Origin of the sequence: Actinomadura craniellae (assembly GCF_003289645.1) — a bacterium.
Classification (GTDB): Bacteria; Actinomycetota; Actinomycetes; order Streptosporangiales; family Streptosporangiaceae; genus Actinomadura_D; species Actinomadura_D craniellae.
Map to the genome: position 1 here is coordinate 40688 of NZ_QLYX01000020.1, position 16658 is coordinate 57345.

Annotated in this window: 14 protein-coding genes; 9 read left to right on the forward strand and 5 right to left on the reverse strand. The window is 72.7% G+C overall.

The annotated features are described in order from the left end of the window. Nucleotides 1–9 precede the first annotated feature (9 nt). The gene (locus DPM19_RS31220; RefSeq protein WP_146779068.1) at nt 10–888 is read right to left on the reverse strand and encodes a YwqG family protein; all 879 of its coding nucleotides are present in this window, start codon (nt 886–888) and stop codon (nt 10–12) included. A 206-nt stretch (nt 889–1094) separates the two neighbouring features. On the opposite strand from DPM19_RS31220, the gene DPM19_RS31225 reads away from it, so the two are divergent. The 4 genes from DPM19_RS31225 (at nt 1095) to DPM19_RS31240 (ending at nt 4410) form a co-directional block, all read left to right on the forward strand. Continuing rightward, a complete protein-coding gene (locus DPM19_RS31225; protein ID WP_111871682.1) occupies nt 1095–2117 on the forward strand; it encodes an aldo/keto reductase in 1023 nt (340 codons plus the stop codon). Between the two features lie 135 nt (nt 2118–2252). After that, entirely contained in the window at nt 2253–3467 is a 1215-nt protein-coding gene (locus DPM19_RS31230) for a hypothetical protein (protein ID WP_111871683.1), read from the forward strand. Further along, nucleotides 3464–4012: a hemerythrin domain-containing protein gene (locus DPM19_RS31235; RefSeq protein WP_111871684.1), complete on the forward strand. Its 549-nt coding sequence runs from the start codon at nt 3464–3466 to the stop codon at nt 4010–4012. Before DPM19_RS31230 ends, DPM19_RS31235 begins: the two co-directional genes overlap by 4 nt. Before the next feature lie 152 nt (nt 4013–4164). Next, nucleotides 4165–4410 (forward strand): hypothetical protein, encoded by a 246-nt coding sequence (locus DPM19_RS31240; RefSeq protein WP_111871685.1) that lies wholly within the window; start codon nt 4165–4167, stop codon nt 4408–4410. Here DPM19_RS31240 and DPM19_RS31245 read toward each other — a convergent pair. Continuing rightward, a complete protein-coding gene (locus tag DPM19_RS31245) occupies nt 4407–5045 on the reverse strand; it encodes an HD domain-containing protein (protein WP_111871686.1) in 639 nt (212 codons plus the stop codon). The genes DPM19_RS31240 and DPM19_RS31245 overlap by 4 nt on opposite strands. Before the next feature lie 191 nt (nt 5046–5236). On the opposite strand from DPM19_RS31245, the gene DPM19_RS31250 reads away from it, so the two are divergent. The 3 genes from DPM19_RS31250 to DPM19_RS31260 all read left to right on the forward strand — a co-directional run bounded on the left by DPM19_RS31250 (nt 5237) and on the right by DPM19_RS31260 (nt 8018). Beyond that, complete coding sequence (locus DPM19_RS31250; RefSeq protein ID WP_111871687.1) at nt 5237–5455, forward strand: EF-hand domain-containing protein; 219 nt, start codon at nt 5237–5239, stop codon at nt 5453–5455. A gap of 120 nt (nt 5456–5575) precedes the next feature. Next, nucleotides 5576–6847 carry an acyltransferase family protein gene (locus DPM19_RS31255; RefSeq protein WP_199485378.1) on the forward strand — a complete coding sequence of 424 codons (1272 nt, stop codon included), beginning with the start codon at nt 5576–5578 and terminating at the stop codon, nt 6845–6847. Between the two features lie 247 nt (nt 6848–7094). Then, complete coding sequence (locus DPM19_RS31260) at nt 7095–8018, forward strand: DMT family transporter (protein ID WP_111871688.1); 924 nt, start codon at nt 7095–7097, stop codon at nt 8016–8018. On the opposite strand, the gene DPM19_RS31265 is transcribed toward DPM19_RS31260, so the two are convergent. After that, entirely contained in the window at nt 8002–9621 is a 1620-nt protein-coding gene (locus DPM19_RS31265; RefSeq protein WP_111871689.1) for a long-chain fatty acid--CoA ligase, read from the reverse strand. The two genes, DPM19_RS31260 and DPM19_RS31265, sit on opposite strands and share 17 nt — an antisense overlap. A gap of 126 nt (nt 9622–9747) precedes the next feature. Then, nucleotides 9748–11649: a substrate-binding domain-containing protein gene (locus DPM19_RS31270; protein ID WP_111871690.1), complete on the reverse strand. Its 1902-nt coding sequence runs from the start codon at nt 11647–11649 to the stop codon at nt 9748–9750. Between the two features lie 184 nt (nt 11650–11833). Between DPM19_RS31270 and DPM19_RS31275 the strand changes: the two genes are divergently transcribed. Next, nucleotides 11834–14617 (forward strand): ATP-binding protein, encoded by a 2784-nt coding sequence (locus DPM19_RS31275; protein WP_146779069.1) that lies wholly within the window; start codon nt 11834–11836, stop codon nt 14615–14617. Nucleotides 14618–14686: 69 nt separating this feature from the next. On the opposite strand, the gene DPM19_RS31280 is transcribed toward DPM19_RS31275, so the two are convergent. Beyond that, nucleotides 14687–15904, reverse strand: coding sequence for a PucR family transcriptional regulator (locus DPM19_RS31280; protein WP_233510968.1), 1218 nt, complete (start codon nt 15902–15904; stop codon nt 14687–14689). A 449-nt stretch (nt 15905–16353) separates the two neighbouring features. Between DPM19_RS31280 and DPM19_RS35940 the strand changes: the two genes are divergently transcribed. Further along, nucleotides 16354–16500, forward strand: coding sequence for a hypothetical protein (locus tag DPM19_RS35940; RefSeq protein ID WP_199485379.1), 147 nt, complete (start codon nt 16354–16356; stop codon nt 16498–16500). Nucleotides 16501–16658 lie beyond the last annotated feature (158 nt).

Consider the following 16658-nt stretch of genomic DNA (forward strand, 5'->3'; position numbering starts at 1 on the left):
TCCCCCGCCCTACTGGGCCAGGTAGAACGGCGGGTGGTCGAAGGAGGCCGTGCACTGGAAGAAGCCGCCGTGGCTGAACTGGCTGATCTTCAGTCCGGTGGGCTCGTGGGCGTCGCGGTACTCGGCGGTGCCCGGTGCCAGGTGTTCCTCCTCCAGGGGCTGCCAGCGGGTCTCGCCCGGGCGGCCGTACCACTCGGTGCTGTCGAGCTGGAGCAGCAGCCCGGCCGGCGCCCCGCAGGTCCCGCACTCGGTCGGTGGCATGTCGGTGACCTCCCACGACATGCCACCGCCGACCTTGCAGCCGGGCACCACCGACAGCCAGTCCTGGTAGAGGGGCTCGCCCGCGTCCCACCCCTTCAGCCGCACCTGGAGCTCGGGGGGCAGTTCCTCGTGCCAGGGGTACTCGGTCACCCGCTCGGGGTGGAGCGCGCACGGCCGGGGGACGTAGCTGGTGTCGGCCACCAGGTGCGGGACGGGTGGCTCCGCCAGCACCTCCGTGACCTCGTCCGCGCGCCGCCAGATCAGGCGGAACGCCGGGTTGTACGACGTCGCGGGGTGGTGGCCGGGGCACCACAGCAGCTGGAACAGGTCCTTGCCGGGCGGGAAGGCCAGTTCCGGGAGGTCCGCCGCGTACAGCTGGGCGACCGCGGTCATCGCCACCGGCCGCTCGGGTGCCACGTTCCGGCCGGAGCCCACCGCGTATTTGGGCTCGGCGCAGTGCGGCCACTCCTCGCCGGCGGGCCACAGGAACGGTCCGCCGATATGGCTGTCGCGGACTCCTGGCGAGCCGGGCCGCGGGTGCAGGCGCACCACGGTCCGCGCGTACGCCCCCATCCCCGGGACCTCCCGGGCCACGTCCACCGGTGAGGTCTTCGTCGTACGGATCACCGCGCCATTCTCACGGCACCCGGAGCCCGTTCCCCAGACCCCGAGGTGAAACATGTGCAGGTCCACCTCCGCCGCTGGTCGCGGCGCCCAATGCGGCACATTTCCCGGCCTCCGGGGGTGACTGTTTGTCAACTCACCGCACATTCCGGAGCGGGATGCCCGGTGTAATCTCGGCACCCCGTGCCATAACGAGGAAGGGCGAAGTCATGAAGTACCGGACCCTCGGCCGTACCGGAGTGCGAGTCAGCCCCCTCTGCCTGGGCGCGATGATGTTCGGCGCCTGGGGCAACCGCGACCATGACGACTGCGCGCGGATCATCCACCGGGCGCTGGACGCGGGCATCAACTTCATCGACACCGCCGACGTCTACTCCGGCGGGGAGTCCGAGGAGATCGTCGGCGCGGCGATCAAGGGCCGGCGCGACGAGGTCGTGCTCGCCACCAAGTTCCACGTGCCGATGGGCGAGGACCCCAACCGGCAGGGCAGCTCGCGCCGCTGGATCGTCACCGCGGTGGAGGAGAGCCTGCGCCGGCTCGGCACCGACCGCATCGACCTGTACCAGGCGCACCGGCCCGACCCGCGGTGCGACGTCGAGGAGACCCTGGCGGCGCTGGACGACCTCGTCCGTGCGGGCAAGGTGCTGTACGTGGGCAGCTCCACGTTCCCCGCGCACGAGATCGTCGAGGCGCAGTGGGCGGCCGAGCGGCGCACCACGGTGCGGTTCGTCTGCGAGCAGCCCCCGTACTCCATCCTGAGCCGGGGGATCGAGGCCGACATGCTGCCCGTCGCGCGCAGGTACGGGATGGGTGTGATCCCGTGGAGCCCGCTGGCGGGGGGCTACCTGTCGGGCCGGTTCCGCAAGGGCGTCGAGCCCGAGCCGACCCACCGCGACATGATCAACCGCGCGACCGGGCGTGACGCCGCCGGGCCCGGGCAGGACGCCAAGCGGGCCGCCGCCGAGGAGCTGGGCGAGCTGGCCGAGGCGCACGACCTGACCGTGATCGAGATGGCGCTGGCCTTCGTCCTCAACCATCCGGCCGTCACCTCGGCGATCATCGGCCCGCGCACCATGGAGCAGCTGGAGTCCCAGCTCAGCGCGCCGGACGTCACGCTGTCCGCGGAGCTGCTGGACAAGATCGACGAGATCGTCCCACCGGGCACCACCCTCAGCCAGGCCGACAACAGCTACGCGCCGCCGGGCCTCCTCCCGTACAACCGCCGCCGCTGAGGCCAGACGAACGGTACGGCCGGGCTGTCGGCGTTCACCCGGCCGGTGTGCGATTTGCGCAAAAGGTTGGCCCTCGTGGTGAACCGCGGCAGCTCACGGGCAGGGCGATCCCGCATCCACAAGGAGGTTCGCCCTATGTCGTTCAACCCGCTGGAGCATCGCGGGATCCCGCTGGAGGACCAGGTGCGCAGCTGGCGTGAGCTGGACGTCACGCCCGTCGATCCCGACCACACCGACTCCTACACCAAGTGCCGCATCATCACGATGAACGGCATCGAGACCGAGGCCATCTTCTTCAGCCACCACTTCAGCCGGTTCTGCCCCGACATGGACGTGCGGCGGCAACTGGCCGAAGTCCGGTACATCGAGCAACAGCAGCAGAAGACCGTCAACTGGCTGCTTCCCGGCCAGGCGTCGGTGCTGGAGACGACGCTCTCCTACGAGCAGGTCGCGGTGGACCTCACCGCCTGGGTCGCCCGGATGGAGCCCGACCCGTACCTCACCCAGGCGTACGAGTTCGGCGTGCTGGAGGACTTCGACCACCTGTACCGGTACGCCAACCTCTACGAGATGATCGAGCACCGCAAGGCGGAGAAGGTCGTCGACCAGGTCACCGAGGTCATGCCGGGGCGGCCCACCAAGCTGCACCACCGGCACCCCTACGACAACGTCCGGGACCCCTACGACCGCACCAAGGCCGCGCCGATCTCCAAGCTGCACGCGCTGACGGTCATGGCCGCCGAGCAGCAGACCATGAACTTCTACATGAACGTCGGCCCGGAGTACATGGAGCCGATCGCCCGGCAGCTCTACCAGGAGATCGGGCTCGTCGAGGAGGAACACGTCACGCACTACGAGTCGCTGCTCGACCCGGGCGAGACCTGGTGGGAACGGCTCGTCAACCACGAGTACAACGAGTGCTACATGTACCACTCCATGATGCAGACCGAGTCGGACCGCCGGGTCAAGGCGATCTGGGAGCTGCACCTGAACATGGAACTGGAGCACCTGCGCATCGCCTGCGAGCTGATGCGCCGGCACGACGGCCGCGACCCGGAGAGCATCCTCGCGCCCGAACTGCCGACTCCGGTCACCTTCGAACCCAACAAGGAGTACGTGCGGAACCTGCTCGCCACCCAGATCGACCTGACGACGCTGGGCGCCGGCTACGTCCGGGAGGCGCACGAGCGCTTCGAGAAGATGCAGGAGCGCCTGAACGCCGGCGAGAAGCCGTCCAGCGAGCGGGTCATCGACGAGCACCGCGACATGTTCTCCGACGAGTACCGGCTGCAGACCGAGGGACCGCACCCGATCAGGAGCCTGCGCGAGCCGGTGGGGAGTGCACGATGAAGACCAAACAGGAACTCGACATCGTCGATCTGCTGATCGAGCAGCACGCCCGGATCCGCGACCTCTTCAGCGAGGTCGAGTCGAGCTCCGGGGAGGGCCGCCGGACCGCGTTCCAGCGGCTCACCCGGCTGCTCGCCGTGCACGAGACCGCCGAGGAGGAGATCGTCCACCCGATCGCGCGGCGCACCCTGGTCGGCGGCGAGGGGCTGATCGCCGACCGGTTGCGCGAGGAGCGCGACGCCAAGCACATGCTCGCCGAACTCGACGGCATGGACACCGACGACCCGGAGTTCATGCCCAAGCTCAACGAGCTGCGCGTCGCGGTGCTCGACCACGCCCGCGCCGAGGAGCGGTACGAGTTCTACCGGCTGCGCGGCACGTTCAGCGAGACCCAGCGCCGCGGCATGGCCGCCGCGCTCAAGGCCGCCGAGGCCACCGCGCCCACCCACCCGCACCCCGGGACGGAGAGCGCGAAGAAGAACCTCGCCGCGGGGCCGCTGGTCGCTCTCGTCGACCGGCTTCGCGACGCCATCCGCAACTCCTGAACCGATCCGCCGCGGGCCCGTGCGACGCGCGGGCCCGCCCGGCCGGGATTTCCCGTTCACCACCCCGGACGTCACTCACGGTCATAGCATCGTCACCGAAGGTGCGGCGCCGTCCGGTGGTGCCGGTTCTGTCGAGCGGGAGCGAGTAGCGGATGAGCGAGGTCCTGCACATTGTGGCGGCGGTGCGCGCGGAACTGGCCGCGGAGTTGCGCGACCGCGTCCGGGGCCGGCTGTACGAGCGGTCGCCCGAGTGGCTGATCGAGCAGTTGCTCGACCTCGCCCTGGCCGAGGACGGCGCCGCGGGGTCGCTCGGCCTGCCCAGCATCCCGCACCAGGCGCCGCCGCCGGCCGTGGAGGAGGACGGCGAGGGCGGCGCCCTCGACGACCAGGGCCCCTAGGCGGGCCAGTCCGACCCCTGGATCACCTCGACGAAGTCGATGTGCCGGAAGCCGGGCACGAAGTGTTCGAGGACGTCGGCGTTGACCGTCCCGAAGGTGGTGTCGGGGCGGTCCTTGAAGCCCTCGGTGAAGGCGGCGAGGATCTGGCGCTTGAAGTCGGGGCGCGGGTGCGCGGCGGTGACGGCGGCGATGTCGTCGGGGTTCAGGTCGCGGTAGCCGATGCCGAGCACGTCGGTCTCCACCCCCGCCGTGACCAGCGCCACCTCCGGCTCCAGCCGGTACGGGATCTCCGGGGTGGTGTGCAGCGCGATCCCCTCCCACACCAGCCGGACGGCGGATTCCGGCAGGCCGTGCGCGGTCAGGAACCGCCGTGCCTCGTCGGCCCCGTCGATCTCGAACCGCTGGTCGGTGCGCCGGTAGGTCTCGGTCAGCCCCAGGTCGTGGAACATCGCGCCGACGTAGAGCAGTTCGGGGTCGGCCGACAGGCCGAGCCGCCTGCCCTGCAGCGAGCCGAAGAGGAACACCCGGCGGGAGTGGTGGAACAGCAGCGGCGAAGCCGCCGCCCGGACGAGTTCGGTGGCCTCCGCGGCCAGCGCCGAATCGGGAACCCCGATACCCGCGATCGTCTCGGCCATGCCCGTACCCCCTCAGCCGGATGCACTCTGACCTGGCTGTTCCCCTTCCCGGAAATGCCGGGTCGGCACGGGATCGGCCGAAAACGGCTCAGGACTCCTGGAGCACCGACAGGACGTTTCGCCGCCGTGCCGAGCCTCACATCCGCCACCGACAGAACACCGGGATCGGGAACCTGGCAGGGTATGGCGGCATGGCGAATGTTGAGGACTACCGCGCGACGTTCGAGATGGTCGACGTCGACGGCGACGGCTACATCTCGGCGGCGGAGCTGAAGAACCTGATGAGCGCGCTGGGCCAGGAGATCACCGACAGCCGGGCGGTCGAGGTGATCGTGGAGGGCGACCGCTCCCGGGACGGGAAGCTTTCTCTGGAGGAGTTCGCCCAGTTCGTAGCGTCATACGGGATTTAACCGGCGCATACGGGTTTTACCGGCCGGGAACGGGCATGAAGGCTGCCGCGTTCTCAGTGAGTCCCATCAGCCGCCAGAGGCGGGTGGGGCTCACGTTGCCCGTGCGTCCGGATGGAGAGTGTGGACATCGTTACCCCCCGCCCATCCGGAACGCTTCGCCCTGCCCAGGGCCGGCTGGTCTGGCTCGACGCGCTGCGCGGGCTGGCCGCGCTGGCCGTGGTGTTCGAGCACTCGCTGGACGCCCTGCTGCCGGAACTGCGCCAGGCCGTCAGCCCCTCCTTCGACTTCGGCAGATACGGCGTCTTCGTCTTCTTCCTGGTCAGCGGCTACGTGGTGCCGGCCTCGCTGGAACGGCGCGGCAGCGTGCGCGAATTCTGGATCGGCCGGCTGTTCCGCATCTACCCGCTCTGGGCGGTGGCGGCGGCGATCGGCCTGGCCTTCGCGCTGGCCGAGGTGTACTGGGGGCTGAACCAGCGGCTCGCCGAGCGGCCGTGGACCTCCGCGCTGGCGCACCTGCTGATGCTCCAGGACCTGCTCCAGACACCCAACGTGCTCAACGTGTTCTGGACGCTCTCCTACGAGATGGCGTTCTACCTGCTGGTGACCGCGATGTACGTCGCCGGGGTGCACCGGGCCAGCGCGCACACCGCGCTCGGCTTCGGCGCCGGGGCGGTCGCGGTGGTGGCGCTGGCCCCGCTGTTCCCGCTGGCCCTGCCCGCCGGCGTCGGCACCGTGTACGCCGTGGCGGCGCTGCTGGTCGCCGGGCTGGCGGCCGTGCTCACCCGCGACCCGCTGCTGCGGCGGGGCGGCGCGGCGGTGCTGGCCGCGGTGCCACTGGTGCTGCTGGTGCTGAACAGCCGGATCGGCGCGGCCGAGAGCCTGGCGATCGTGGCCACCATGTTCGCGGGGACGGCCGTGTACCGGATCGAGCGCGGGACGCTCGGCCCGTGGGCCTGGTGGGCGGTCGGGCTGGTCCCCGTGCTGTCGGTCGCCGCCGGTGTGCTGGCCGGCCGCCCGGTGGGCTGGTGCGCCGCGATCACCGCGGCCTGGCTGACCTTCGGGGCCGGCCGGGCGCTGCGCGGGCGGCGCCTGCCCCGGCTGCTGCCCTGGCTGGGGCTGATCAGCTACTCCGTCTACCTGCTGCACCAGGTGGTGCTCCAGGTGATCCGGCGGATGATCGGCGATCCGGCGGCGCTCTCGGGCTGGGAGCGGCTGGGCTGGGGGGTGGTGGTGCTCGCCGCCGTCCTCGGGGTCGGCGCGGCGTCCTACCGCCTGGTGGAGCGGCCCATGCAGGACCTCGGCCGCCGGGCGGCCCGGGCCTCCCGGCGCCGGACGGGTGAAGCGGGCCGGTCCCCCGCGCCCGGTCCGGCCCGCCCCGTACGGGCACGCTGACCGCCGCCCCCCGCAGCGGTATTTGGGGGCGGCGATCGCGCGCCTCGTTCCATGAGACGCACCGGGAGGTCCGGGCGTTCACGGATCACGGCAAAATCCTTTGCCTTACTTTTACCTTGACTGTGCGGCCTCCGGTTCCCGCTGGTGGATTCGGCTCTTCCGGCCTGCATCTGGCTCTCTATCAACGCGAACCGGCGTGGTCTACCGTGCACGGCACCCGGTGAGAGCCGCGCGGGAAAGGAACTCCATGAGAGCCGAACTCCTCGCCTTCTGCGCGACCGCCTGCTACTACCTGAGCTACGCGATCTGGAAGATCGCGGCCGAGCGGATGCCCCCGCTGCGCGGGACCAGGCCCTTCCACCTGGCCTGGCAGGGCGTCACCAGCGCCTGGTGGTGGCTCGGCCTGATGGTCACCCTCGGCGGGGTCGCCCTCCAGATCGCCGCGCTGCGGACGCTGCCGCTCGCCGTGGCAGTCCCGATCTTCGTGGCCAGCCTCGTCTGCCTGCTGATCCTGGCCATGGTGGGCTTCGGGGAGCGGCTGAACTCCCGGGAATGGCTCTGCCTGGGCCTGTTCGCCGGGGCGGTGCTGCTGGTGGTGCTGTCGGTGGAGGAGGTCCCCCGGCTCTCCGGCACGTCGGTCTCCGTCCTGCCGGTACTGGCCGTCGTCGTCCCGGCGGTGGCGATCCCGGTGCTGCTGTTCGTCCTCGACGGCCGCTCCCCCGAAGGGCGGCACGCCCGGCCGATCGCGGGCGTCGTCTACGGCATCGGCACCGGCGTGCTCAACGGCACCGCCGAGCTGATGATCAAGGGCATCGCGGACCTGTACCGCGACGGCGAGGGCGTCGCCGACATCGCCGCCACGCCCTACCCGCACGCCCTGCTGGTCACCGCGATCACCGCCTTCATGATGATCCAGGTCGCGTTGCAGCGTTACCGGATGGCGGTGGTCATCTCGGTCGGGACGGTCATCGCGCAGGGGCACCTGCTGCTCACCGGAACGCTGCTGTACGGCGAGGCCCTGCCGCGGGACCCCGGGGCGGCCGTACTCCGGGTGCTGGCCCTGGCTACGGCCGTCGCGGCCGTCCTGCTGTTCCCCCGGCAGGAGGACCCGGCGCTGACCCGGCGGCACCGTTCCCAGCCCGCCCCCGGCCCGGTCAGTCCAGCTTCGTGATCTCGAACTCCCCGGCGGCGACCTGCCGCCGCAAGGTCGCCTTCGAGAACTTGCCGACCGAGGTCTTGGGTACCTCGGTGATGAGCGTCCAGCGCTCGGGCAACTGCCACCTGGCCACCCGCTCGGCGAGGAAGTCGCGCAGTTCCGCGAAGGCGACCTGGTGGCCCTCGCGGACGACCACGGTGGCCAGCGGGCGCTCGCCCCACTTCTCGTCCGGGACGCCCACCACCGCCGCCTCGGCGACCGCCGGGTGACCCATCAGGTGGTTCTCCAGCTCCACCGAGGAGATCCACTCGCCGCCCGACTTGATGACGTCCTTGGCCCGGTCGGTCAGGGTGAGGTACCCGTCGGGGGTGATGAAGCCGACGTCGCCGGTGCGCAGCCAGCCGTCGTCGAACTTCTCCGGGTCGTCCGCCCCGTAGTAGGAGCCGGTGACCCAGGGCCCGCGGACCTGCAGCTCACCGACGCTCTCGCCGTCGTTGGGCAGCACCGTGCCGTCCGGGCCGACCAGCCGGGCCTCGACGGTCGGGATGAACCGGCCCTGGCTGAGCCGGCGCCGGGTGTCCTGGCCGGGGGCGAGGCCGGCCGGCGTCCGGGCGACGGTGCCCAGCGGGGACATCTCGGTCATGCCCCAGGCGTGCAGCAGCGTGATGCCGATCTCGTCGTAGGCCCGCATCAGCGACTCGGGGCAGGCCGAGCCTCCCACGACGCACTCCCGCAGCGAGGAGATGTCGGCGGACGGGTCGGCCTGGACGTGCTGGAGCAGCCCCTGCCAGACGGTCGGCACCCCGGCGCCCTTGTTCGGGCGGGCGGCGGCGATGAACGCGGCCAGCGGCTCGGGTGCCAGGAACCGGTCGGGCATGGCCAGCGACGCGCCGCCGAACATCGCCCCGTACGGCGCGCACCAGGCCAGCACGTGGAACTGCGGCACGATGGCCAGGAATTTGTCGCCGGGCTCCATGGCGAACGTCCCGGTCATCCCCAGGGCCATCGCGTGCAGGTAGATCGAGCGGTGGCTGTAGACGACACCCTTGGGGTCCCCGGTGGTCCCGGAGGTGTAGCACATCGCGGCGGCCTGCCGCTCGTCCACGTCGGGCCAGGGGTACGCGCCGGGCCGGCCGTCCAGCAGGGTGGCGTAGTCGTGCACGGTGACGCCCTCAGGCGCCGCGAGCTCGCCCGGGCCGTTGACGATCACGTGCCGGACGGTCGTGAGCCGGGGCAGCAGGGGCGCGAACAGCGGCAGCAGGGTGTTGTCGACGATCACCACGTCGTCGGCGGCGTGGTTGGCGATGAACACCACCTGGTCGCCGTGCAGCCGGATGTTCAGCGGGTGCAGCACGGCCCCCATGCAGGGCACCGCGAAGTAGGTCTCCAGGTGCTCCTGGTTGTTCCACATGAAGGTGCCGACCCGGTCGCCTGCGCCCACCCCCAGTTCGCGGAGCGCGTGCGCCAGCCGGGCGGCGTTCGCCCCCACCTCGGCGTACGTCCCGACGCGGAGCCCGCCGGGCACGGCGGTGGACACCGTGGCCGCGGCGTGGAAGGTCGAGCCGTGGTCCAGGATCCGGCGGATCTGCAGCGGGACGTCCTGCATGGTGCTCAACATTGCGGCTGCCTCCAGCGGGTCGGGCGGGGCCTTCGGGTTCCTCGGGTAATGATGTGCTGGCGCGCGGCATGAGAGAAGCCCTGCCCGCGGCGGGGCTCCGCGGGCAGGGCTGCTCGGACGGCCGGATCAGCAGTTGGGCGCGCAGATCCGGCGGGCCATCGCCGTCTGGAAGATCTTCACGATGTCCGGGACGGTCTGGGCGACGTAGACGCTCCCCTTGGTCACGTTGGCGAGCTGCTGCAGCTCGTTGCGGTCGACCCCCGGGCCGAAGCCGATCATGACGATCTGCACCGGCCGCTTCGGGTCGTACTCCCGCTTGAAGGCCGCCAGCGTCTGCGCCAGCGTGGGCCCGTCGGGGTCGTCGTTCTTCCCGTCCGTCAGCAGCAGGATCGTGTTGATCATCTCCGGCTTGTAGGTGCTCTTCATGTGCCGGAAGGCCGCCAGCAGCGTGACGAACAGGGCCGTGTCGCCGTTCGGTTTGGGCCGGATCGAGGCCAGCGAGCTGAGGATGAGCTGCCGCCGGGTGGTCGAGCCGATGCGCTCGCCGAGGGGGCCGAGCGAGATGGTCTGCCGCCAGTCCCGGTCGCCCTGCAGGTTCGTCGAGAACAGCCACTGCCCGAGCTCGGTGTCGTCGGGTTGCAGTTCCAGCCCGGCCCCGGAGACCCGGGCGATCGCCTCCATCCGGGTCATGGTCGAGCCCGGCACCTTCTCCAGCATCGAGCCCGAGACGTCGACCAGGGAGAGCATCCGGGCGCTCAGCGACAGCCGGTACCAGGCCTGCATGATGTCGACGACCTGGTCCTGCTTGGGCACGGCCAGCGACTTCGGCCGGTCCTTGCGCACCCCCGTGGCGGCGCCGAACGACGGTGGCGCCACGCCGTCGGCGCTGCGCAGGCCCAGCGCCCGCACCTCGCGCTGGGTGGTCTCCGTCTTCAGCGCCCGCTCCAGCAGCTCCGCGGCCTTCAGCCGGTCGGCGCCGCCGCCGACCACCGTGAACGGGTAGTCCAGGCTCAGCGTCCCCTCGGCCGGGTAGAGCGCCACCGCGGGCGTGGCGGGCTTGCTCTGGTTGTGCCGCCAGACCGCCTGCTCCGAGGCGACGACCATCGGGGACCGGCCGGCCGCGGCCCGGCCCACGCCCGCGAGCTGCGTCTTGACGTCGGGCCCGATGCCTTCCCGCACGGCCCGCGCGGCTCCGGCGAACAGGTCCATCCCCTTGGGCTGGGGGGACAGCAGGGAGTACATGATCAGCAGCTGGTTCATACCCGCGGCGTTCCGGTTCGGGTCGGGTACCTGGAGCCGGCCCCGGGGCTTGCCGCCGGGCAGGGCGCCCGCCGACTGCAGCAGGGCGTTCCAGTTCGGCGCGCCGCCGCCGAAACCGGTCGCCACCTGCTGCGACACCGAGACGACCACCGGCGAGACCGCCACCGACGTGCCGGTGACCTTGAGGATCCCGGTGCCCTCCTCCGAGCCGTTGACCATCGTGGTCCACACGGTGGAGTCCGGGATCCAGATGTCCGGCCGGCCGCCCACCCCGGGCGAGACGCCCCGGCCCGACAGCAGCGTCGACACCGCCGCGGGCTCGACGGCCTTCACCTCGGCGCGCACGCAGTGGCCGCCGACCTCGTTGTGCTGCTCGTTGAACCGGGTGGCCGCCGCCGTGACCGCCGGGGCGACGTCCGGGGCGACGGCCACCTGGTAGGTGACCGTCTCGCCGGAGCAGCCGTAGTTGGCGGCGAAGGTGTAGACGCCGGCCCCGAGCAGCACCACCAGCACGACGGCACCGGCCAGCGGCCGGAACAGCTCGCGGCGGCGCCGGCTCCGGCTCTGCCACTCCTCGCCGCTCGGCGGCCCCTCCGCGGGCGGGGGCGGCGGGGGCGCCCCCCAGACGCCGGGCGGCGAGGAGCGCGCGGACGCCCGCCGGTGGCCGGACGAGCCGTAGGGGTCCGCGGGCGGGCCCGGACGAGGACGGTAGGGGCCGGACTCCCCGAACAGGTCGTCCTGGCCTTCGTTACGGTGGCGCCCGCTCACTGCTTCCTCGATCCTCGTTGTTCCCGCGCCCAGATCCTGCGGCGGCACGGAGTGCACGATTCCCATAGCCCCTGGTAAACGGGCATGGGGGGTCTCGGAAGTCTCTGCGCGTCGCCGTTGTCTCGCATCGGCGAAATCACCGGTTCTCCTTCCCCTTACGCAACAACCGCGTAACACTGACCCGGTGTTCGCGGAAACAAAGGACATACCGGGCACTGCGGGCTCCGCGGTCATGCTGCGGGGCCGTGATCACGAGGTGGAGACGCTAGGCGCCCTGCTCGACCGGGCCCGCGGCGGCAGGGGCGGCGCGCTGGCCGTCGTGGGCGGCCCCGGCATGGGCAAGAGCGCGCTGCTGGAACACGCCGTCCGCACGGCCTCCGGCTTCGAGGTCCTCGGCACCCGGGGCAACCCGCCCGAACGGTCGATGCCGTTCGCGGGCCTGCACCGCCTGCTCCAGCCGGTGGCCCGGCGCATCGGCGACCTGACCTCGCAGCAGGCCGTGACGCTCGCCCCCGTCGTGGGCACCGGGGACCCGCGCGACACCGACGCCTTCGCCGTGAACGTCGCCGTGCACCGGATGCTCACCGTCATCGCGGCCGACCGCCCGGTGCTGTGCTGGATGGACGACGTCCAGTACCTCGACCCGGCCACCCTGGAGGCGCTGACCTTCGCCGCCCGGCGGCTCGGCGGCGAACCGGTCGTCATGCTGTTCGCCGCGCGCGACGACCGGGTGGGCCACCTGGGCGGCGATCCGCTGGCCGAGATCCCCCGGCTGCGTCCCGCCGGTCTCGACGACGAGGTCGCCCGCCGGCTGCTGGAGGACCACCTCGACGGCGGCGTCGCCGAGGAGACCGCCGGAGAGCTGACCGACCTGGCCGGCGGCAACCCGCTCGCCCTGATCGACCTCGCCCGGGCGCTGACCCCCCGCCAGCTCTCCGGCGAGGACCCCCCGCCCGCGGCACTGCCGCCGCGGAGCAGGCTGCGGGCCCTGTACGCGCGCCGTTACCGGCGGCTGCCGGCCGACGCCCGATGGCTGACGCTGCTGGCGGCGGCCGACGAGCGGCTCACCGTCGAGACGCTGACCCTGGCCGCCGCCGAAACCGGCGCCGACCTGGACGCCCTGGAGGCGGCACGGACCGCCGGGCTGATCGTCCTGGACGGCGATGCCGTCACCGTCCCCCACCGGCTGATCCGCTCCTCCCTGTACGCGGAGGCGCCGCTGGCCGAGCGGCGCGCCGCCCACGAACTGCTCGCCCTGGTCCTGGACGGCGAACGGCACCGGCTGCGCCGGGCGCTGCACCGGTCCGCGACCGCCGAGGAGGACGAGGGGCTCGCCGGCGAGCTCGACCGGGCCGCGTCCCGGGCCCGGCGGACGGGCGACTACGCCGACGCGTCCCGGGCCGGGCGGCGGGCCGCGGCGCTGACCCCCGCACCCGAGCGCCGGGCCGAGCGGCTGGTCGCCGCCGCCACCGACGCCTGGCTGGCCGGCCGGCCACGCCGGTCCCGCACCCTGCTCCGCCAGGTCCGGCCGCTGGCCACCGGCCCGGCGCTGCGCGGGCTGGCCGACCTGCTCCACGGCACGATCGAGCTGCGCGACGGAACGCCCGCCGCCGGCCGGCAGGCGCTGCTGTCCGCCGCCGGCCACCTGCTGGAAAGCGACCGCACCCTCGCCCTGACCGCGCTGACGCGCGCCGGCGAAGCCGCCTGCTCCGCGGGCGACCACGTCGGCTACTGCGAGATCGCCGACCGGGTGCTGGCCCTGCGCGGGCCGGCCGAACCGCCGGCCGTGGAGCTGATGTTCGAGCACTTCGCCGGGCTCAGCGCCGGTTTCCGGGGACGGCACGACGAGGCGGCCGGCCCGCTCCGGCGGGTGATCGAGCTCGCCGGGGAACTCGACGACTGCCCGTCCCTGGTCTGGGGGTGCGTCGCCGCGCTGGGGCTGGGCGACAACCCCCGGGCGCGGGACCTCGCCACCCGGGCGGTCACCGCGGCCCGCGAGCTGGGCTCCCCCGCACTGCTGCCCAACGCGCTGGACTTCCTGAGCCTGGTCCAGTTCGGGCAGGGCCACTACCCGGCGGCCGTGGCCACCTCCCTGGACGGGCTACGGCTGGCGCGGGCGGCCGGCCAGCGCAACTCCGCGATCGACCACCTGGCCCGGCTGGCCGTGGTGGCCGCGATGCTCGGCGACCGGGAGACCGCCCTGCTACGGCTGCGGGCGGTCGGCGACCAGCCGACGGCGCGCGGCCTGGTCCGGGCCGACGGGCTCTCCGCCTGGGCGCTGGCCTGCCTGGACCTCATCGAAGACCGGCATTCCGACGCCGCCGTCCGGCTGCGCCCGCTGCTCGGCGTGCGGCAGGTCCACCCGACGGTGGGCATGATGGCCGTCCCGCACTTCGTCGAAGCGGCGGTGCACTGCGGCCGGGAGGAGCCGGCCGGCCGCGTGCTGCGCATCTACGAGCGCTGGGCGCGGAGCACCGGCTGCCTCGTCCGGCAGGCGCTGGCGGAGCGGTGCCGGGCGCTGCTGGCCGGCGACGACACCGACGCCGAACGGCACTTCCAGGAGGCGCTGCGGTTGCACCACCGGACCGAAGCCGCCTTCGAACTGGCCAAGACCGAGCTGCTGTACGGCCACCGGCTGCGCCGCGGCCGGCGGCCCAAGGACGCCCGCGGCCACCTGCGCAACGCGCTGCGCACCTTCGAGCAGCACGACGCCGACCACTGGGCCGACCGGGCCCGCTCCGAACTGCGCGCGGCCGGCGAGTCGGTGCAGAGCGAGGCCGAGCCCGCGCTCGACACGCTGACCCCGCAGCAGTTGCAGATCTCCCGGCTGGTGTCCGAGGGCGCCACCAACCGGGAGATCGCCGCCCAGCTGGTGCTCAGCCCGCGCACCATCGACCACCATCTGCGGAACATCTACGCCAAGCTCGGCATCCGCTCCCGGGTGGAGCTCTCCCGGCATTTCCAGTGACCGCCGTGGAACACGGCGGCCCGCCGGCGCAAGGGGGGAGTGGCGCCGGCGGGCCGCCGGGTCAGGGGGTCAGCCGGACAGCTCGTCGAGCCCGCTGCGCAGGGTGAAGGCGTTCAGCGCCAGGACCAGCTCCACCAGGTCGCGCGGGGACGCCAGGGAACGGCCCGTCAGCGCCTCGATCCGGCGCAGCCGGTTCAGCACCGTGTTGCGGTGGCAGTACAGCCGGCGGGCCGCCTGCCCGGCCGAACCGTTGCAGTCGAGCCAGGCCGTCAGCGTCGAGACCAGGATGTCGCGGTAGCCCGGTTCCACGTCGGTCAGCCCGCCCAGCGCCTGCTGGTACAGGTAGCCGGCCAGGTCCGGCTGCGACACCACCAGCGCACTGGGCAGCCGCTCGTCCAGCCGGGCCAGCTCGGGCTCCGGGCCGGAGCAGGTGCGCAGCGCGAGGTCCGCCAGCCAGCGGGCCCGGCCCAGGTCGGCCAGCCCCTCCACGACCGGGCTGATCCCGGTGTGGCAGCGGGTCCGGGACCGCAGCACCTCCACCAGCTCGTCGATGCCGGCCGAGCCGAGGCTGACCAGGGCGATCACCGTGTCGGCGCGCATCCGCCAGATGAAACGCATGCCGCGGGCCTCGGCGGGGCCGCCGTGCGGCGGCAGCGCCGTGTCGCCCCGCTGGCCCTGCACCACGACCGCGTACCGGCCGTGCGCGGGCAGCCCGAGCACGGTCGTCGCCGTGTTGAGCAGGCCCCCGTCGGCGCCGCGGCCCTCCAGCAGGGCGTCGACCACGGCCTGGACGCGCTCGTCGCCCCGGCGCAGCACGTCGTACTCGGTGCGGTGGTACGCCTCCGCGGCCGCCACCGACTGCTGGTCGATGGTCTGCCAGGTGTTCGTCACGTGCCGGACGAGCTGCGGGACGTACTCGGGGTTGTCCTCGCTGATCACCTCGACGATGCCCTGCCAGAACACGCTGCCGGCCAGCCGGTAGGAGCGCAGCAACTGGTCCAGGGGCAGGCCCTGCTCGGCGCGGCGGCGGCCGAGGTACTCGGCCCAGCGCAGGTCGGTGCGGGTGCCGCCGGGGTTCAGGATCGCCTCGATCCCGTGCCCGAGACCGACATGGCACATCTTCCACAGATCCCCGCGCAGCTCCGCGGAACGCTCGTGCTGCTCCCCGCTCAGGATCTCCTCGACCAGCCGGTCGGCCAGTTCCGGAAGCCGCTCCGCCAGCCGGCGGACCGCGTTCTGCATGATGACGCGATCCGACTTCTCATGTGTGAGTGCGAACACCGTCACGGCCACCTCCAGGCCTCTGCGGGACGCTCATGGTGTCACCACACCAGCGCCCTTGCCAGACAACCGTGCTTTCCGGGCGCTGTCTTGTGCGCGTGCACATCGACCGGCGCCCAGCGTCGTGACAGCTCACTCCGTTGGGCCGTGTCCCTGGACCGTGTCGCTCGTGGCGTGCTGGTCTGGGCTCGGCGCTCCGGGGCGCCCTGGGCCGCTCGCCCGGGAACACCGGTCCTCGGACGGCGGCGCCGCCGGGTCCTCTCCCCGGCGACCGCCGCCGGCGCGGGCCCTGGCCGGTTCTCTCACCCGGCCAGGGCCCCGCGCCCCCGCGACGTTTCGCGGCCGCCCCGCCGGGGAGATGACGGACAGCCCGGCCGGAACCCGCCGGGCACGGCCGGTCGTTGTCCCGGAAGGGACGCCGGAACACCCGCCGTCCCGCAGTCCGAGGAGGAACCATGGCCTCGCTCATCTCCAAGATCCGACGATTCGCCGCCAGCCCCCAGGGCCGCCAGGCCCGGGCCCGGGCCGAGCGGATGGCCCGCGACCCGCGCACCCAAGCGAAGATCCGCAGCCTGCGTTCCCGGCTGACCCGGCGGCGCTGACCGGCCGACCGGTTGAGACGCCCGCCCGCCGCTCCGGCGCGCGTTCCCCGAATGATCGCGCGGGCCACGGCGGGCGGACGTCGGGGTCACCCCCGGGTGGTGGGGTGACCGGCAGGAGGAGCTCGTCGAGATCAGGTCCGGTGTGCACCCCCGGACGA

Coding starts and splice junctions, on each gene's coding strand:
- DPM19_RS31230 (WP_111871683.1), top strand. CDS start 2,253: ATGTCGTTCAACCCGCTGGAGCATCGCGGGATCCCGCTGGAGGACCAG.
- DPM19_RS31225 (WP_111871682.1), top strand. CDS start 1,095: ATGAAGTACCGGACCCTCGGCCGTACCGGAGTGCGAGTCAGCCCCCTC.
- DPM19_RS35940 (WP_199485379.1), top strand. CDS start 16,354: ATGGCCTCGCTCATCTCCAAGATCCGACGATTCGCCGCCAGCCCCCAG.
- DPM19_RS31240 (WP_111871685.1), top strand. CDS start 4,165: ATGAGCGAGGTCCTGCACATTGTGGCGGCGGTGCGCGCGGAACTGGCC.
- DPM19_RS31245 (WP_111871686.1), bottom strand. CDS start 5,045: ATGGCCGAGACGATCGCGGGTATCGGGGTTCCCGATTCGGCGCTGGCC.
- DPM19_RS31260 (WP_111871688.1), top strand. CDS start 7,095: ATGAGAGCCGAACTCCTCGCCTTCTGCGCGACCGCCTGCTACTACCTG.
- DPM19_RS31235 (WP_111871684.1), top strand. CDS start 3,464: ATGAAGACCAAACAGGAACTCGACATCGTCGATCTGCTGATCGAGCAG.
- DPM19_RS31265 (WP_111871689.1), bottom strand. CDS start 9,621: ATGTTGAGCACCATGCAGGACGTCCCGCTGCAGATCCGCCGGATCCTG.
- DPM19_RS31250 (WP_111871687.1), top strand. CDS start 5,237: ATGGCGAATGTTGAGGACTACCGCGCGACGTTCGAGATGGTCGACGTC.